A 17,524-nucleotide genomic window follows, 5' to 3' on the forward strand; every position below is an offset into this window, starting at 1 on the left:
TTACTGGATTTACACATTCGAAAAAACTGTAAAAAATTTCGTTTTTTACGAGCCGAAACTGATAAGCAAGCAATTTCCGTTGATTTTCGCTGTAGGCGACGACTCCTGCCGGATGAGTGAGCAAATGAGACATCCCTACGACGCCTAAGCGGCGGGGATGGCTCATCGCTCACCCGGCGGAAAGCGTTCGACTGCAGCGAAAATCCCAGCGAACACTTTATTCAACGCCCTACCACGCAGTATATTAATAATGCGTCGTAATCATTGTCGTCTCACTCCAAGTCAACTTGTTATTTTAAAAATTGGTTGCTCTCACCAGCAATTTAATTGCTCTTAGTACTGAATTGATTGCTTTCCGAATAGAATTGGTTACTTTCAATGGGTAGTTTGTTGCTCTAAGCCATTTTCTGGTTTGATTTATCCAAAAACTACATAATATTGGGATTTTTTTACTTTAGATGCTGATTAGTAAGCCATTTCCTTTAATTTTTCGCTGAAGTCGGCCATGGCCTATCGCTAACTAACTAGGCGGTAATCGTCGACTGCAGCTATAATCATAGCGATCATTTCTTATTTCTCACTTTATCTAAAGAAAAAAACAGGAAATCGTGGGCTTCACGGTCTCCTGTTTTTTTATTCTTCTACTTCAACAAATTTGATTATAAAACACTCAATTTTTCATCCTTCAGATCACTTATGAACATACAACCAGGTGCATGCGTAATCATAATAGAAGGCTTACTTTGCATCGCAACTGCTTGTGGGGTTACTCCACAAGCCCAAAATACAGGGATTTCGCCTTCTTTAATCGTTACGGCATCTCCAAAGTCAGGATTCGCAATATCTATAATTCCAATTTGACTTGGATCCCCAATATGGATTGGCGCCCCATGCACACCAGGGAAACGTGAAGTAATTTGAATAGCCCGAATCGCATCTTCATGAGACATCGGACGCATACTTACTACAGTTGGTCCTTCGAAAATGCCAGCTTTTTCGCATGGAATATTCGTTTTATACATTGGTACATTACAGTTTTCTTCAATATGTCTAATCGGAATACCAGCTTCAAGTAATGGTGTTTCGAATGTGAAACTACAGCCGATCAAAAATGCGACCATATCTTCTTCCCAGTACTCTGTAATATCTGTCACTTCTTCTGTATATACACCATCTTTATATATGCGATATTTCGGAATGTCCGTCCGAATATCCGCTTTTTTAGCAATTAAACTTGGAGTAAATGAACCCACTTCGGTTACATCTATTAGAGGACAAGATTTTGGATTTCGTTGGCAAAACAATAAAAAGTCGAATGCATATTCTTTCTTCAAAATAGCTAAATTCGCTTGTGTATAACCTTTTGCCATACCAGCTGTTGGACCAGTGATTTCCCCAATACTAATTAGGTTACGTAATTCACTTGGAGCCATTAATTCATAATTATTCATTTATTTTCACTCCTCATTATTTAAAAAGCAATGGAATTTGCTCGATCAAAGTCATTATACCGAGCACTCCCATCACCACTACTACCAATCCCCCGGTAATTGTTAACCAAAGTGGATGTTTATAATCACCTACAATATTTTTCTTGTATGCAGCGACTAACAATGTTCCAAGTGCTAATGGTAAAATTAGTGCGTTTAATGCACCTACAAGAAGTAGGATATTTACTGGTCGTCCAACTAAGGCAAATGTTATTGTCGATACTAAAATAAACAAAATAATAATCCAGTTATGATATTTCTCAATCTTCGGATGGAATGAACGAATAAATGAAACAGAAGTATAAGCCGCTCCTACTACAGATGTGATTGCTGCAGCCCACATAATAACACCAAACATTCTAAAACCAAGTTCACCTGCTGCAAGTTTAAAAACGGATGCCGGTGGATTTGCAGGATCAATTGCTAATCCTTGGCTCACCACACCAAGTACTGCTAAAAATAGTGCAATCCGCATGACTCCTGTCACAGCAATTCCAGTTACAGAACTCTTTGTAACCTCTGGTAACGATTCGACACCTTTAACTCCCGCATCTAAAAGTCGGTGTCCCCCTGCAAAAGTAATATATCCTCCAACTGTACCACCAACAAGTGTTACGATAGCAAATATACTTATTTCAGATGGAGCAAATGTATTGATAACTGCTTGTCCAACCGGTGGTGATGTAATAAAAGCAACATACACCATTAATAAAATCATGACAAAACCTGCAATTTGAGCAACTTTATCCATAGCTTTTCCAGCTTCTTTTACAACAAAGATAAAGATTGCAAATGCCGCACTAATAATAGCGCCTGTAATCGGGTCCATACCAAGCATTGCATTTAAACCTAACCCTGCTCCAGCAACGTTTCCAATATTAAATGCAATACCGCCCATTACAATAAGAATTGCTAAAACCACTCCAAGACCTGGTAATACCTTGTTTGCAATTTCTTGTCCCCGCAGTCCTGAAACAGCAATAATTCGCCATACGTTTATTTGCGCAAAAACGTCCAGTAATAAAGAAATTAAAATAACAAATCCAAAACTCGCAGCAAGTTGCTGAGTGAATACCGTTGTTTGCGTTAAAAATCCAGGCCCTATTGATGATGTTGCCATTAAAAATGCTGCACCGAGCAGGACGCTTCTTCCAACTTTCTTTTTAGTACCTGCTTTTTCTATTTTTTGCTCTTCCATACGATGAACTCTCCCCTTATTCGAACCCAGCAGTGACTACAATATTATTAGTCCCCAATGTCTCGTTAATGTATTGCGCGAAAGATACAGCATGTTCTCCATCCCCATGTATACAAACCGTATCTGCTTTTATCAACACTTCTGTATTTTGTTGAGAAGTTACTTTTCTTTCCGTCACCATTTTAACAACTTGTGCTATGGATTTTTCCGTATCCGTAATTAGAGCATCATTTTGATTACGTGACGTTAATGACCCATCTGACTGATATGTACGATCCGCAAACACTTCATGAGCTGTACGTAAGCCAATTTTCTCACCAGCTGTAGTTAGTTCACTTCCTGATAATCCAAATAATACCAAATTAGGAGAAATATCATAAACTGCTTGTGCTATAGCTTGTGCAAGCTTTGCATCTTTTGCGGCCATATTATATAAAGCACCATGCGGCTTTACGTGTTGCATTTCCTCCCCAAATGTCGATAGAAAACCATTCAAAGCCCCAATTTGGTAAACAACGATATCATATCCTTCTTGTGGGGTAATTTTCATTTCCCGTCGACCAAACCCATTTAAATCAGGAAGCCCAGGATGAGCCCCAATTTTAACTTCATTTTCTATTGCAAGCCTTACAGTTTCTCGCATTACGCTTGGGTCACCTGCATGAAATCCACATGCAATATTAGCAGAGGTAACGTATTTCAAAATTTCCTTTTGTTCCCCTAGTCGATAACGTCCAAAACTTTCCCCCATGTCACAATTTAAATCTACTCGTAACATTCTTATCCCCTCCAAAGTAAAAAATAGACATAATGAATATGTTCACTATACCGCTTGTTCCGAAATGTGGAACTTAAGTTTTGAAACTCAAATTCAGTTTATCACAATTAGATTTTTCTGAATAGATGACGTTTTTAGTTTGTTGCATGAAAACTAAAGGAATTTGACTTGTAATTTGTTTTTAGACAATTATAATTATTAATATATTTCACATTTAGGAACTATTGTACTGAAATTCGAAACTAAAGGAGCTGTTTTTATGCCCAATCAACAGATAAAAGCCAACATGAAACCATTGGGAGATTCTGCATTAATCGTACAGCTCGGAGAAGGGATAGATCCGAAAATTCACGAGATGGTTAAGAATCTTTCGGAATTATTAACTAAGCATCCATTTGATGGTTTTATCGAGTACGTACCCGCTTACAACAATATGACTGTCTATTACAATCCATATATTGTACATATTTCTCAAAAAGATGAAAGAACTGCGTTTGAAAAAGTATGCGTACATATGAATCGTTTAATAAATCAAATCCACATTAATACGAACGAAAAGGGTAGACTTGTCTCCATCCCTGTATGTTATGGAGGAGAGTTTGGACCTGACTTAGAAAGTGTTGCCAAATATCATCAAATTACACCTGAAGAAGTGGTCCGAATTCATACTGAAAGTGAATGTTTAGTTTATATGCTTGGTTTTGCACCTGGATTCCCATTTATGGGTGGCATGAATCCGCTAATCGCGACACCTCGTAAGGAAACTCCAAGATTATCTATAAAACCTGGATCTGTAGGTATTGCGGGTAAACAAACGGGAATTTATTCATTAGAAACCCCTGGAGGATGGCAAATTATTGGAAGAACTCCTCTAAGCTTGTTTCTTCCAGACCAATCCCCTCCTACTTTACTAAAAGCTGGGGATAGAATTCAGTTCACCCCCATTTCTTCAAGTGATTACATAAAATATAAGGAGATGGGGTAATGAGTGTAAAAGTATTGCATGCGGGTTTGTTGACAACAATACAGGACACCGGAAGATTTGGTTCCCAAAAATATGGGGTTATTGTTAGTGGTGCAATGGATAGTTATTCTTCAAGACTTGCCAATATTTTAGTAGGTAACAACGAGCACGAAGCAACATTTGAAATTACTTTATATGGAACAACACTTGAATTTAATGAAGATACATTGATGGCTATTACAGGAGGGGATTTTCAAGCTACACTTGATGGAGTAATTGTCCCATTATGGCGCCCTATAGTCGTAAAGAAAGAATCTATCTTAAAATTTAATTCGGCAATTAAAGGAAGCAGGGCGTATATTGCATTCGCAGGGGGAATTGATACTCCTCTCACACTCGGAAGTAAAAGTACTTATCTTCGTGCTAATATTGGAGGATTTAAAGGAAGGGCCATTCAAAAAGGAGACATTATACCAATCGGTAAAACAGATAAAGAATTAATTCGCCGACTGGAAAAAAATGATATTAATTGGTCGATTAATTTCAACGAGCTTATTTGTTTCAAGCAAGACATGGTGATACGAATGTTAAAAGGAACGGAATTTGATCGCTTTGACAAAGTAAACAAACAAACTCTTTTACAAAATGCTTATACGCTTACTGTACAATCAGATCGAATGGGCTATCGATTAGATGGTCCCCCTATTTCAATGGCGGAAAAGTTCGAGCTCTTATCAGAAGGAGTTACATTTGGAACTATACAAATACCACCAAATGGACAACCTATCATCCTAATGGCAGATAGGCAAACTACAGGTGGTTATCCTAAAATCGGGCAGGTAATTACTGCCGATTTGCCAAGTCTTGCCCAACTTCAGCCTACCGCTCAGATTCGTTTTAAAGAAGTTACACTCGAAGAAGCAGAAACTATTTTCGTTGAAAACGAGTTAGCTATTAATAATATTAAAACTGGCATACATTATAAATTATTTCATTAAGCTAAAGAAAAAATCCACTAAACATGTTGGTTAGTGGATTTTTTCTTCTATTTATAACGCGATGAAAAGATGAGCAAACACTGTATTATTAGAGTTATCAAAAAGAATGGGTAGATTTAAATAGCCTTTGATCCAATGGTAAAAAGACTCGATGGACCATTTGTTTTTATACATGTTGGCAATTTCCTTGGCACTTATGTCCATCTCGTTCGTAAAGACGTGAATTTGGTTCCCCTCCCGAGCACGGAATGTGACGACACGATATCGATGGATTGTACGTGATTGCTCCGTTCCAACCTGGCATGTCACACCCCCATCCACATTGGAATCTTTCGTCTGGATCCTTCGAAGTGAGCAGAGGTGATGCAGTTCACATTATCGCGTAAGCGAAGGAAGAAGTGTTGACCCTCCTACTTGAAGTGATCGAGCCGGTCATGCATTCCGGGCACGGTCTTGCACCAAAATGAAGGCCTTATTCGCCAGCCGGTCCATCATGACGTAATCCGCCAGCCTCCTTCACTTATAGCAACATACCCGTTTCGGATGTAAAGGCGACATGCAGCTTGATGCCTGATCTATCACCATGATAGGGAGCCAAATGGAGCCGGTTGTTTCCCATGGTTATGGTCGTAGAACCCACTAGCAGAAGTTGCTTTTTCATCACTTTTGTCCGCCGCTTTGCCCTGTTGTATTTGCCGGCCAACATATGAAATAGGTCTTTTAAAATTTCATAAGGCACTTCCGACGCCTTCTTGCTAACGGTCGAATAATTGGTAGGCGACAGGCCGTTGGAGGCCATCACAGTACCATTGCGAAAACCTGCCCACTCTCCAAGGACAGTTGCCACAACGAAATCAAGGAGATCCTCCACATGAAATTTCCGTGCGACGTATTCGTAATGATTCTTTTCTACAATCTACTTCAATTCTCTCAGCTAACTAGTCTCAGGAAGATAGCGACGCCAAAACACTCATTCCTCCGCATACATATAACACCTGACCTGTGGTAAACCAATTTTCCTCGCCCGCAAAATATTCCACGATATTCGTAACCTGCCTTGGAGTACCTACTTTCCCCATTGGCTGGCTACTCATGCGAAAGCCGACTTCTTCTACAGTGCTCTGTCTGTGAAGCGGTGTATCAATCATACCTGGCGCAACGCAATTTACCGTTATGCCCATTCTTGCCGTTTCTAAAGCAAGCGACCTTGTAAGGCTTACAATACCGCCCTTTGAAGCTGCATAATTACACTGTGCTGTACCGCCTAGCCACCCTCTGGAAGAGATATTTATTATTCTGCCATAACCTTTTTCCTTCATAATTCCTATTGCCGCTCGACAATATAAAAAGTAAGATTTAAGATTTACCCTTATAATGTCGTCCCAATCCTCGTCCTTCATATCTGTAATGGGCATATTTCGCATTGTGCCCGCATTATTTACAAGTATATCAACTGTTCCGTACTCCTTTAGCACGGTTTTAAATAAACTGTCACAATCACTACTTTGTGAAACATCAGCCTTAACAAATATTGCCTCGCCACCGTCTGCCTTTATTCTATCAACAATACGGTTTCCTCTTTCCTCATTTCTTCCTACAACAACTATCCTGCACCCATTTTCGGCAAATTTAAATGCGATGTCCTCACCTATTCCAGATGTCCCACCTGTGATTATAGCAACCTTATTTTCCATATGACTTCCCTCCATTGTAGAATACTATATCTAAGATTAAAACTTAGGATTTTCAAGGCTGCTTTTATACCCGAAAACCCTAGGTTTTTTCACTATCAATTAATTAAATATAAATTCTTTTAAAAACTTTTTTGCTCACTAACTACATTAATTACTTTTTTTGTACGCTTACTAGGATCCTTCAACTTTTCTCCAAAGAACATTTCAATTACATCGTCATCAGGTTTTCTAGTGCATAATGCCACTACTACAAAAGCCAAAACCGAAAGTATAAGACCTGGAAGTATAGGGTGAACTGCCCATGATGGCATTAATGAAGGGAATATATACATTGCTGCCGTTGAACCGAAACCTGTTATCATGCTTGAAAGACATGCCTGTGAATTAGCTCTTTTCCAGTAGAAGGTGCCTATAAGTGAAGGAAGAACTCCGGCGCCCATCATCGCAAATGCCGATGACCATAAGAAGAATATTCCCTGTATCGTCTGGGCAAAATAAGCAATTATTATTGAAACTATAGTACAGACAATCATTGTTATCCTTGAAATATTAACAACTGTTTTTTCCGAAGCATCCGGGTTAATAAGTTTTTTATAAATATCATAGCCTGTCGTTTGAGATGAAATAATCAGCATTGTTGAAGCTGTTGACATTACCGCTGCAATAATTCCAACAAAAACAAGCGCAGCAACTAATGGTGGAAGCGCTCCCATTACAACCGATGGAAATGCATAGTCAATTTTTTCAAGGTTGGGATAGGTTACTCTAGCATAGGCTGAAATAATAAGACCACCTATAAGAATAATACAGTTTGGTATAAGTATTAGGGCAACTCCGCTTATGGCAGCTTTTTCATCCTTGGCAAGATAAACTCTAGTCATTTGGTGTGGCTGTGAAAGGTTACCCAGTGTCCATACAAGAAAGTATGATATTACCATTCCAAAGGTAAAATAACTATTTGTTGGAGAAAGAAGTGCAGAACCCTCCATCCATGTTTTTCCTTCAGGAGTTGTGACCTGACCAAATGCAGTTACAAGATTTTCAAAGCCACCGCCTTTTACTAACGCAACGCTAACCGATACAACAATGGCAAATATCATTAAAACTAGGCACGCCGTATCCGTCCACGCAACGGCCTTTGCTCCGCCCGAAAAGGAATAAATTAAAACTACAACTGCGCCTATTGTAATACATGTCATATAAGAAAGGTCTGTAACTAGGCTTAAAATTGTAAAAATGCCCAAATACATGGCTGCCATACCAACAGTATAAATCAAAAGTATAACAAGCGAATAAAAGCCTCTTGTAAATTTGGAAGGATACCTTAATCCAATCAGGTCTGGCATTGAACGCGCTCCATAATAATAGCCGATTCTCCAGAATTTTTTTGCGAAAAATACCGCTAGGATAAACATAGGAAGCAGTGTGGCATTAAAATTCCAAATCTGCGACCAACCAAAAGAATAATTTACACCCATCTGTCCAATGAAGGTTCCGGCACTCATAAAACTTGCGCCATATGTTCCGGCAACAACCCATTTGTTCATGCTTCTACCTGCTACATAATAATCATCAGCTGTATCCTTTTGTCCTCTTGTAGCTAAGAATCCAAGGACAATCAGCATAATCAAATAAGCTATAAACACAATTATATAAATATTCATACACAATCTCCCTTCAGTTCATTTTGGAAATACTGATAATTCTGATGTTTTGCTTATGTTTGCGAAAACTTACATATTAAAATAACAATCCATTAAAAATGAATTTTCTAAAACCAAATCTTTCCTTCTGACAACATTAATGTATACAGATTACCAATACACCCAAAATACAACCTATTTCTAATAAAATGTGAAATCTCTATATACCTTCTATCATTCTATATTTGAATTATTAGGATCATTCACAACGCTTTCCGTTTTTTTTGACAGCACCGCGCATATAACTACGGATACAACAGCCTGAATAATAAGAATAGCTGTCATCCAGTATACGTCTCCCATAATCGCACCCCCACTATTATATATTCTTTTCATATTGTTTCCATCCTGTCGGCACTCTCTTTTGGTCATGCAGGCACAACTTATTCCAGACTTTAATTAATCTCTTAAAACTTCAAGTACCATACGTGCCACAAATGCACCTCTTATGGAAATATGATCTGTATTGATATATTCCTTTCCCGGCTGGTGTACAAAATCTCCGCTCATTCCCATGCCATCAAGTGTCGGGCAACCAACAGATGCTGTAAAGTTCCCATCGCTTCCGCCTCTTGTAATAATGCCTTTCATTTCCATACCAAATTCTTTTCCAACCTCTTTTGCTTTCTCATAAAGAGCCTTGTGTTTAGGATCTTTTTCATCAAAAGGCGGTTTTTCTATGCAACCCTTTGATGTAATTTTAACCTCAGAGTTAAATGGCTTCAGTTTTTTAAACAGCTTATCATATTCTAAAGCCATATCAGATGAAGAAAACCTTGCATCTATTGTAAGTTCTCCGTCGCCGGGAACTGTTGGCCAGCCGGCATTGCCACTTTTTAAGCATGTACACGCAACCGTCATACCTCTATTCAAGTCAGTAAGGCTTTCCAGATAAACTGCCTGCTGTGCCAGCTCCATTAAGCCGCTTTCTGCTTTTTCAGGCTCCTGACCGGAATGCGCTGGTTTTCCCTCTACCACAAAGGTATAATTGCTTCTGCCAAAGCGGCCAATTTTCAAGCCACCCACATCGTCGCCTCTTGTGCTTTCCATAACAAAGGCAGCCTTGCTCTTTTTTGCCAACTCTTCATAGTGCATGTGTGATGAATAGCTTCCAGCTTCTTCATCAGAACTTAAGAAAAATACAATTTTTTTGTTTTCAGGTAATAGCTTAAGCTCCTTAAGAGCTTTGGCAACCATATATACCTGAACATCTCCGCCCTTCATATCAAGGACACCTGGGCCCCATACCTTTGTGCCCTCCTTCTTCCAAAGCTCACCAAATGTCCCCTTTTGATAAACTGTATCATAGTGTCCCACAAAAAGTACTTGCTCATCGCCATTACCTAATTCCATAAGCAAATGGTCACCATAGCGCCCGTCGTTGCTTGGGACAACGCTGCACTTAAAGCCTATGTCGGCAAAGATTTTTGCAAAATAATCCCTGCATTTTTTAAGGTCTTCCTTGTCCCCCTCTGTAGGTGTTTCTATAAGCACAGCTTCTTTTAACACTTCTAAAAACTCATTGCTGTGTTTTTCCATATAATCCAAAAGCATTTTAGCCTCTGTCATAAAACTCCCTCCTTTTTTATTTATTTAAGCAAAAGCCTGTTTTCGTACTCTGTTTGGGTAAGCAGTTCAAATCCATCTTCTGTTACAGCCACCATATCCTCAATACGTACGCCGCCAACACCCGGAAGATGCACAGACGGCTCAATGCAAAATACCATTCCCGGTTCAATAATCCATGGTTTTTCACCATTTACCGAAGCCTCTCCAATGATAGGCTCCTCCTGAAGGCAAATACCTGTAGCATGGCCTGTAACCCCAAAATACCAAAATTTTTCATAACCGGCCTTACGGAGAACATCTCTTGACGCTTTGTCTATATCAGATGTCAAAGCACCCGGTTTGCAAGCCTCAATCGCTGCCATTGTCGCGTCATAAACTGCCGTATATACTTTTTTCTGTTCATTGTTTAAAGGATTTCCTGCCATAACAGTACGGCAATAATCACTATGATATCCATTAAAGCAACATCCAACATCCATAAGCACGAAGTCACCGTTTCTAATGATTCTCTCCGTCGGGAAACGTACAAGAGTTATGGCGTTTTCACCGGAATTAACTTGTGTAGGGTGAGTGTGGCCTCCTTCCGAGCCGCGCAGTACCATTTCATTATGAATCATAGCTGAAACCTCTATTTCTGTAAGTCCCGGACGCAAGTTTTCAATGGCAACCTGTGTTCCCGCTTCAGCAATAGCGCAGGCCTTTTTAATAAGATATATTTCTTCGGCACATTTTACAGCTTTAGCTCTTGCGAATGTATTTCGCCCGTCTACAAACTCATAATCTGAAAAAGTTTCTTTGAATACCTGAAAAAGCTGGAAACCCATTTCATCAACGCCTATTTTAGCTCCCTTTGTAAGTCCGAGCTCACTGAAAACCTCTTTAAATCTGGCTACACTAAGCATAGGATCCATGGGAAGAGGTTTTACCTTCTGTTTAAGCCATGGCATATACGTCATAGCCCTGTCATAATCTCCGCTTGCAACTAAAGCCCATGGATCATCACCAACAGCTTTAACCGCTGCATATCTGAAATAATAAAATAGATTAGGGCTGTTCGGACGGAAGCTTGTCAAATAGCGCACATTATCAACTCTCATTGTTATAATGCAGTCAAGTCCATCATTTTTCATTTGCTCATCAATTCTATCAAGTCTGTAATCTCTCATTTTCTCCATGCTTATAGGCTGTTCAAAATCAAATTCTGCCATAAATATTTCTCTCCTTTCTGCTGAGCCATTACGCTCTATGTAGCGGCCGTTTCCAATACTTTCATGCCTTCACCTTTAGTTACCGCAATATCATATTCTATTAAAAAAAACCATTTTTTCCATTTATGCCATAACCGCCCCACCGTTTACGTCAAGTACTTCGCCTGTAATATATGCAGCTTCGTCACTGGCAAGAAATACAATGGCGTTGGCAACTTCCATAGCCGTTCCCGGTCTTTTTATTGAGAGGCGATCAAAAATCTCCTGCATGTTCTGTGTTTTGGCCCAAAGCTCCGTTATTCTCCGGCTGGCCTCAACATAACCCGGAGATACAGAATTTACACAGATGCCATATTTTCCAACTTCCCTTGCCAAATACTTGGAAAATTGATCGATTCCGGCTTTAAGGCTGGAATAAGCTATATTTGTATTGTCCCCCGCAGCCCTGCCTATGAGGGAAGAAACATTTACGATTTTTCCATAATTTCGTTCCTTCATTCCGGGAAGCACTTCTTTGCAACAGAGAAAAACATTTTTTAAATTCAGTTTATACACTTCATCAAATTCGTCTCCTGTCATGTCAAAAGTAAATTTCCTTCCTGTACTGCCCCCAGCAACATTACAGAGTATATCCACTCGTCCAAAAATTTTTATGCATTCGGCAAAAGACTCTTTTACTGCATTTGGGTCTGTTACATCAGTTGATTTATAAAAGCATTTCACACCGTAACTTTCACACGTCTTCTGTGTTTCCTTCAGCTTTTCTTCGTCGCGGCTCATAAGAAAAAGAGCTGTTCCGTTTTTGGCAAGGAGAATTGCCGTCGCCCTACCTATACCGCTTCCTGCTCCGGTTACGGCCGCCACTTTTCCCTCAATGCTTGGGAACACCGCCATGTTTTCTTTTTCCATTCAAATTCCCTCACTTTAATTAAAACATTCGCTCATCAAATCTTGATTGATTGAACGATCCAGTTCCCACTTGGCATCTTTTCTTGTATTCCCCACTTCACGTACAAGTGAATATTCTAATTCTTCTTGGCGCTGTTTTAACTAATCAGCAGTTGTTAATAAAATTGAACATCGCTGTAATAGAGTTAGATTGCTAGTTTTAATAATTCTCCCTGTTTCTGTTATCGTATCTGTTACATATTGTTTTTCAGCTTTAGCAACTGATGCCACAATTTCCCTAAGACTTTTGTGGTGAACAGTTTTTAGTGTTTAAAAGCATCTTGGGGCATCATTCTTCCATGCTCCAAATAGTAATTGCAATTTGATTCAAAACAATAGCAAACAAATCGCAATTCACCGTGTAACTCCTTGAATGTTTTTAATACTTTTAATCATTCTTCCATCACTTCTAGACCAATTCCATCCCCAGGTATAACAGCGACCGAAAAATGTTTCATATACAAATTCACCTCCTTTTTCTTTCGAATATATAATTGCAATTTTCATGCCATTTTAATAAAGATTAAAAATTCGGATAATTTAAGAGAGAAATAGCCGTTTACTACCGGAACTATTAAAAGTGGAATGTTTTTATTTACAACACAGCCGTTGCATTTTACAACACTATAAATTGTATTCTTTGATTTTTCTCCACAATGTTGATCGGTCTATCCCAAGTGATTTAGCCGCCATTGTTTTATTTGAATATTTATTTAGAGCATATTGTATTAACTCTTTTTCTCCCTGTTTAAGACTTAGTTGATTTTCTTTTAAATCTTGGTAATTTTTTCTCTGCAATTTTTGAAGAAATGGTGATTGAGAAATAGAGAGTTTTGGTCCGTTATTTAATAACACCATCCTCTCAATAATGTTTCTTAGTTCCCGAATGTTCCCAGGCCAATGATAACTCATTAAGAAGGGATAAACATCTTCTTCAAGTGTCTCTATTTTTTTCTCACGCTCTTCATTAAATTGCGCAATCATACTTTGAACAAGTAAAGGGATATCTTGAATTCTTCTGCGTAAAGGAGGCAATTCAAGTGTAAGTACATTAATTCGATAGTAGAGATCTGATCGAAACCGTTTTTGCTCAACTTCTTCATCTAAATTTCGATTCGTTGCTGCAATAATTCTTACATCTAGAGGTATTGTCCGATTTCCCCCAATTCTTCGAATTGATTTTTCCTGAAGAACACGCAATAGAATTGTTTGAATACGTAAAGGCATTTCCCCAATTTCATCTAAAAACAATGTACCTCCGTGAGCTAACTCAAATACCCCCTGCTTTCCTCCCTTCTGAGCACCTGTAAAGCTCCCTTCCTCATATCCGAACAATTCACTTTCTAACAAACTTTCAGGAAACGCTGCACAATTGACTGCAACAAAAGGACAAACCGCCCTATTGCTTTCTAAATGAATACCTTGTGCGAATAACTCCTTACCAGTCCCTGATTCACCAGTAATTAGAACAGTGGCATTTGTTTCCGCAAATAACTTGGCTTGCTGTTTGACATCTGAGACCTCCACAGAGTTTCCAATAATATCCATTAATCTATACTTAGCCTCTAAACCACTATGATGAAGTTTCTTTCTAACCTTCATTTCAAGTTTTTGAATCTCTGTAATTTCTTTAAAATTGGAAACAGCTCCCACTACCTTATCGCTTATTATTATTGGGAATCTATTGATAACCATTTGCCGATCAAATATTTTAGCAATATCCCCTATTTCTTTTTTTCCAGTTTGTAGAACACGAACCATATCTGAATGTGGGATATAATCTGTAATTTTACGGCCAATAACCTCCCCTTCTAATCCTAGGAAGTGTTTCGCGTTTTCATTTGTGAGTGTAATATGACCACTACGATCGACGGCAATTATTCCGTCATGAGCTGAATTTACAACAGCTTCAACTTGATATTTTTCTCGCAACATATCACGAGTAATACTAATTAAAGATAGTGCTTGCCGAACAGCAGAAGTAATTGTTGCAATTGATGGCTCAACATAACGGATGTTTTTTTCTAAATAAGGGGGAAATAAAAAATTATTTTCCCACGCCGATACAAAAAAAATGGAATTTTTCTGAATGTTATCCTGTGAGAGATTGTCTTTGACTATAAATTGAAAATGATCTTTTAAACTAAGGTTTTTCTCAAGTTTCAACCATTCTATTTCTTGCTTAGAGGCGACTATTATCCATTTATTACTGTAAAGATTTTCTTCTTGAATCACTTTTTCAACATCGCTAAGATTAATAGAAAGCGGAACTATCGGAACATGAAGTGTCTCTACCTCTTCTATATATGAACAAGATGTAATCAACACTAGTGGATTCATAATTTGGTCTAATAAGGAATTTTTTGAATAATAAAAAGTGGGCTTCTGATCAAATTTATAGAGAATATCTGCAATCTTCTCTGCTAATGGTGAATTTATCTTATATAAGGCAATCATATTATCCCTCCCATGATATTAAGAATAAACATCGTGATTCAATTCTTCCAATCTCACTTTATCTAAGGAAAACAGTTTCTTTTTTAGTGGAGACAACTGCAAATTTTCATGAATAATTTTCCATAACAACTCCCTATTTAATATTGTTCTAATGAAAAAATATTTTTCCTTCTTTGATGTTTGTCAAGATAGTTGTCCCATTTTGCTTGTTTGCTAGTGTATGTTTGTTTCTTTGAAATAAATGAAGACTTTATTCATAAATCCGAGTAGCTATTGCGCTTCGCTTACTGGCCTGCTCAGAGATTTCTTACCGGTTCTTAAGCAAATCGGTATAAACACCCGTATCTAACATTGCTACATAATAGGCATTATCACTTGATCGAAGGACCATTTTACTAACATAAACACAATCCATGCGATGAAAAGCTGTGTAAATACTGCAGTTTTGTAGTTACCAAACGACATTGGTAGATTTAAGTACCTAATGGAAAAAAGACTCAATAGCCCACCTCGCTTTATACTTTTCGTTTCTATAAGTTCCATCAATTCTTCGGGTGTAATTAGAGTGGATAAAAGCTTTGAAATTGTGTTGAACTGTTTCATAGAGGACACATTTTTCCAGTATACCGATGTTGGTTAAGTCGCTTTACATCGTATCAGAATTGCTGTTTTTTTCTGTGTTTTCGATGGAAAAACAGGCTAATCAGCAGACGTGATTTGATAACCTAGTTTCCTAGAAATTTCATTCGCAGCATAAATAGCTTTTTCGGCAAATCGAGCGACATTTTCATCTTGGTAATTCACTTCAATCCCAGCTATACTAATCCCTGCTACAACTTCTCCCTTGCAATTAAAAATAGGTGCAGCAATGGCAGATGTATGGTTTTCTAATTCTGAATGACTAATAGTATAACCATTTTCCCTTGCATTTTTTATACTTTCTAGTAATTTTCCCTTTTCGGTTATTGTCCCTATGGCAAAAGATTCCAGTTGTATATTTTCAACATATGATTCAATTTCATCCTCTTGTAAAAAAGACAACAAAACTCGTGAACAGGCTCCTGCGTATAATGGGCTTTTTCTTCCAATCGCCGTATATAAACGAACCTTTTGATAATGATCTATTTTTTCAATATACATTGCTTCTTCGCCTTGTCTAATGATTAAGTTAATCGCTTCTTTTAATTCTTTATGTAAACTTTGCATAATTGGATAGGCTATTTGTCGAAGATCTAATCTTGTAGAAACAAGGTTTCCGTAAGTTAGAAAAAGCAATCCTAAGCGATATTTTGAATCATCTCCTTTTTCAAGAAAGCCCATTTCCTCCAAAGAAATTAGCATTCTATAAACCGATGTTTTCGGGATATGCGATAACTCAATAATTTCTTGAAACGTTAGTTCAGCATGCTCAATAAATAAGTTCAAAATATCCATTGAACGAACAACTGTTTTATTTTTCATATACTCTCCTTTATCTTATTATTCATTTTCCTAAAGCTAATAAGCTCCTTTTTCCCCCGATAATTGACGATAAAAATACTTATTCCTACCATTACTAATCCTATCATTAACATATATGTAATCGGTTCGTTTAAAAAGGCTGCTCCTAAAAAGACTGCAATAATTGGTACTAGAAAAGTAAAAGCACCAACTTTACTGGCCTCCCCTTCATTCATCAGTCTATAATAAATAATATACGCCAATGGAATCCCGAAAATCGCTCCAAAACTTAAACCAAATATATATTTACTATTCCATACAATATTATACCAGTCTTCAAAAATGGCACCGCCACCTAATAGAACTACCCCACCAATTATGGATTGGATTGAAACCATCCAATATGCATCGAGTCGATGACTGACTTTTTTTACATAAATTACACCAAACGCCCAACATACAGCAGTCACCAAACCTAACACTACCCCGATAACCGAAACATGAAACGTTAGTCCATCTATACTAACGATGACAATACCAAAGAAACCTATTAATAGTCCAATAATTTTAATAGGGGTCATCGATTCACCTAACCATATCCAAGCAAATATACCTAATAATACTGGTTGGAAATAGACCAGAATCGAAAATAAGCCACCTGGTAAATAATTTAACCCAACTGTTTGTATTCCGAAAAATAGAATGGTATTAAACAATGAAGAAATACAGTACAATCGCCAATTTTCACGCCAGTTTATCTTATCCAGTCGCTTGATCAATATAAGCCCTAGTATAAGCCCTCCAATTATTGCACGCATTCCTGAAAACAGTAACGGAGGAGTAAATGGTAATGCCATTTTATAAATTGGCCAACTGGCTCCCCATAAAAAAACGAGAAATATTAGCAATGCTGTGGAATTCGTCAATACCTTTTTCACACCAACAACTCCCTTTCACATCTCTACCAACCCTATTACTCCACTATACACCCAAAAAATAAAACAGCCTACTAGAATTTTTCAAGCTTAAAAAAGGCTCCTCTTCGAATTGTTTTAGTGCCAGGCACCAGTAACATAG

The 17,524-nt window shown here is 38.0% G+C and carries 16 protein-coding genes; 2 read left to right on the forward strand and 14 right to left on the reverse strand.

Translation table 11 applies throughout. From position 1 onward, the window contains the following. Positions 1 to 659: 659 nt before the first annotated feature. Genes FG383_RS17455 through FG383_RS17465 form a run of 3 tightly spaced genes read right to left on the reverse strand, consistent with a single transcriptional unit; the run spans position 660 to position 3,466 of the window. Positions 660 to 1,433 carry a putative hydro-lyase gene (locus tag FG383_RS17455; protein ID WP_246097048.1) on the reverse strand — a complete coding sequence of 258 codons (774 nt, stop codon included), beginning with the start codon at positions 1,431 to 1,433 and terminating at the stop codon, positions 660 to 662. Positions 1,434 to 1,467: 34 nt separating this feature from the next. Beyond that, positions 1,468 to 2,688 (reverse strand): NRAMP family divalent metal transporter, encoded by a 1,221-nt coding sequence (locus FG383_RS17460; protein WP_142608683.1) that lies wholly within the window; start codon positions 2,686 to 2,688, stop codon positions 1,468 to 1,470. Positions 2,689 to 2,704: 16 nt separating this feature from the next. Further along, positions 2,705 to 3,466: a LamB/YcsF family protein gene (locus FG383_RS17465; RefSeq protein ID WP_142608684.1), complete on the reverse strand. Its 762-nt coding sequence runs from the start codon at positions 3,464 to 3,466 to the stop codon at positions 2,705 to 2,707. A 259-nt stretch (positions 3,467 to 3,725) separates the two neighbouring features. Between FG383_RS17465 and pxpB the strand changes: the two genes are divergently transcribed. Continuing rightward, the gene (gene pxpB, locus FG383_RS17470) at positions 3,726 to 4,451 is read left to right on the forward strand and encodes a 5-oxoprolinase subunit PxpB (RefSeq protein ID WP_142608685.1); all 726 of its coding nucleotides are present in this window, start codon (positions 3,726 to 3,728) and stop codon (positions 4,449 to 4,451) included. Further along, positions 4,451 to 5,428 (forward strand): 5-oxoprolinase subunit C family protein, encoded by a 978-nt coding sequence (locus tag FG383_RS17475; RefSeq protein ID WP_142608686.1) that lies wholly within the window; start codon positions 4,451 to 4,453, stop codon positions 5,426 to 5,428. Before pxpB ends, FG383_RS17475 begins: the two co-directional genes overlap by 1 nt. A gap of 51 nt (positions 5,429 to 5,479) precedes the next feature. On the opposite strand, the gene FG383_RS21680 is transcribed toward FG383_RS17475, so the two are convergent. The 11 genes from FG383_RS21680 to FG383_RS17525 all read right to left on the reverse strand — a co-directional run bounded on the left by FG383_RS21680 (position 5,480) and on the right by FG383_RS17525 (position 17,385). Next, positions 5,480 to 5,749: a transposase gene (locus FG383_RS21680; RefSeq protein ID WP_425467662.1), complete on the reverse strand. Its 270-nt coding sequence runs from the start codon at positions 5,747 to 5,749 to the stop codon at positions 5,480 to 5,482. A 199-nt stretch (positions 5,750 to 5,948) separates the two neighbouring features. Continuing rightward, complete coding sequence (locus FG383_RS17485) at positions 5,949 to 6,299, reverse strand: hypothetical protein (protein WP_142608687.1); 351 nt, start codon at positions 6,297 to 6,299, stop codon at positions 5,949 to 5,951. A 73-nt stretch (positions 6,300 to 6,372) separates the two neighbouring features. Then, positions 6,373 to 7,122: an SDR family NAD(P)-dependent oxidoreductase gene (locus FG383_RS17490; RefSeq protein WP_185907998.1), complete on the reverse strand. Its 750-nt coding sequence runs from the start codon at positions 7,120 to 7,122 to the stop codon at positions 6,373 to 6,375. A gap of 119 nt (positions 7,123 to 7,241) precedes the next feature. Next, positions 7,242 to 8,786, reverse strand: a complete 1,545-nt coding sequence (locus FG383_RS17495) for a sodium:solute symporter family protein (protein ID WP_142608689.1) — start codon at positions 8,784 to 8,786, stop codon at positions 7,242 to 7,244. Between the two features lie 213 nt (positions 8,787 to 8,999). Further along, positions 9,000 to 9,161: a hypothetical protein gene (locus FG383_RS21035; RefSeq protein WP_185907999.1), complete on the reverse strand. Its 162-nt coding sequence runs from the start codon at positions 9,159 to 9,161 to the stop codon at positions 9,000 to 9,002. A gap of 63 nt (positions 9,162 to 9,224) precedes the next feature. After that, positions 9,225 to 10,394: a M20/M25/M40 family metallo-hydrolase gene (locus FG383_RS17500; RefSeq protein WP_142608690.1), complete on the reverse strand. Its 1,170-nt coding sequence runs from the start codon at positions 10,392 to 10,394 to the stop codon at positions 9,225 to 9,227. A 20-nt stretch (positions 10,395 to 10,414) separates the two neighbouring features. Further along, positions 10,415 to 11,602 (reverse strand): M24 family metallopeptidase, encoded by a 1,188-nt coding sequence (locus FG383_RS17505; RefSeq protein WP_142608691.1) that lies wholly within the window; start codon positions 11,600 to 11,602, stop codon positions 10,415 to 10,417. Between the two features lie 123 nt (positions 11,603 to 11,725). Continuing rightward, a complete protein-coding gene (locus FG383_RS17510; RefSeq protein WP_142608692.1) occupies positions 11,726 to 12,511 on the reverse strand; it encodes an SDR family NAD(P)-dependent oxidoreductase in 786 nt (261 codons plus the stop codon). Between the two features lie 663 nt (positions 12,512 to 13,174). After that, the gene (locus FG383_RS17515; protein WP_142608693.1) at positions 13,175 to 15,007 is read right to left on the reverse strand and encodes a sigma-54 interaction domain-containing protein; all 1,833 of its coding nucleotides are present in this window, start codon (positions 15,005 to 15,007) and stop codon (positions 13,175 to 13,177) included. A gap of 699 nt (positions 15,008 to 15,706) precedes the next feature. After that, complete coding sequence (locus FG383_RS17520; protein ID WP_142608694.1) at positions 15,707 to 16,468, reverse strand: IclR family transcriptional regulator; 762 nt, start codon at positions 16,466 to 16,468, stop codon at positions 15,707 to 15,709. Further along, positions 16,465 to 17,385, reverse strand: coding sequence for a DMT family transporter (locus FG383_RS17525; RefSeq protein ID WP_142608695.1), 921 nt, complete (start codon positions 17,383 to 17,385; stop codon positions 16,465 to 16,467). The genes FG383_RS17520 and FG383_RS17525 overlap by 4 nt, the downstream gene beginning before the upstream one ends. Between the last annotated feature and the right edge of the window lie 139 nt (positions 17,386 to 17,524).

Source organism: Psychrobacillus soli, from assembly GCF_006861775.1.
In the GTDB taxonomy this organism is placed as follows: Bacteria; Bacillota; Bacilli; order Bacillales_A; family Planococcaceae; genus Psychrobacillus; species Psychrobacillus soli.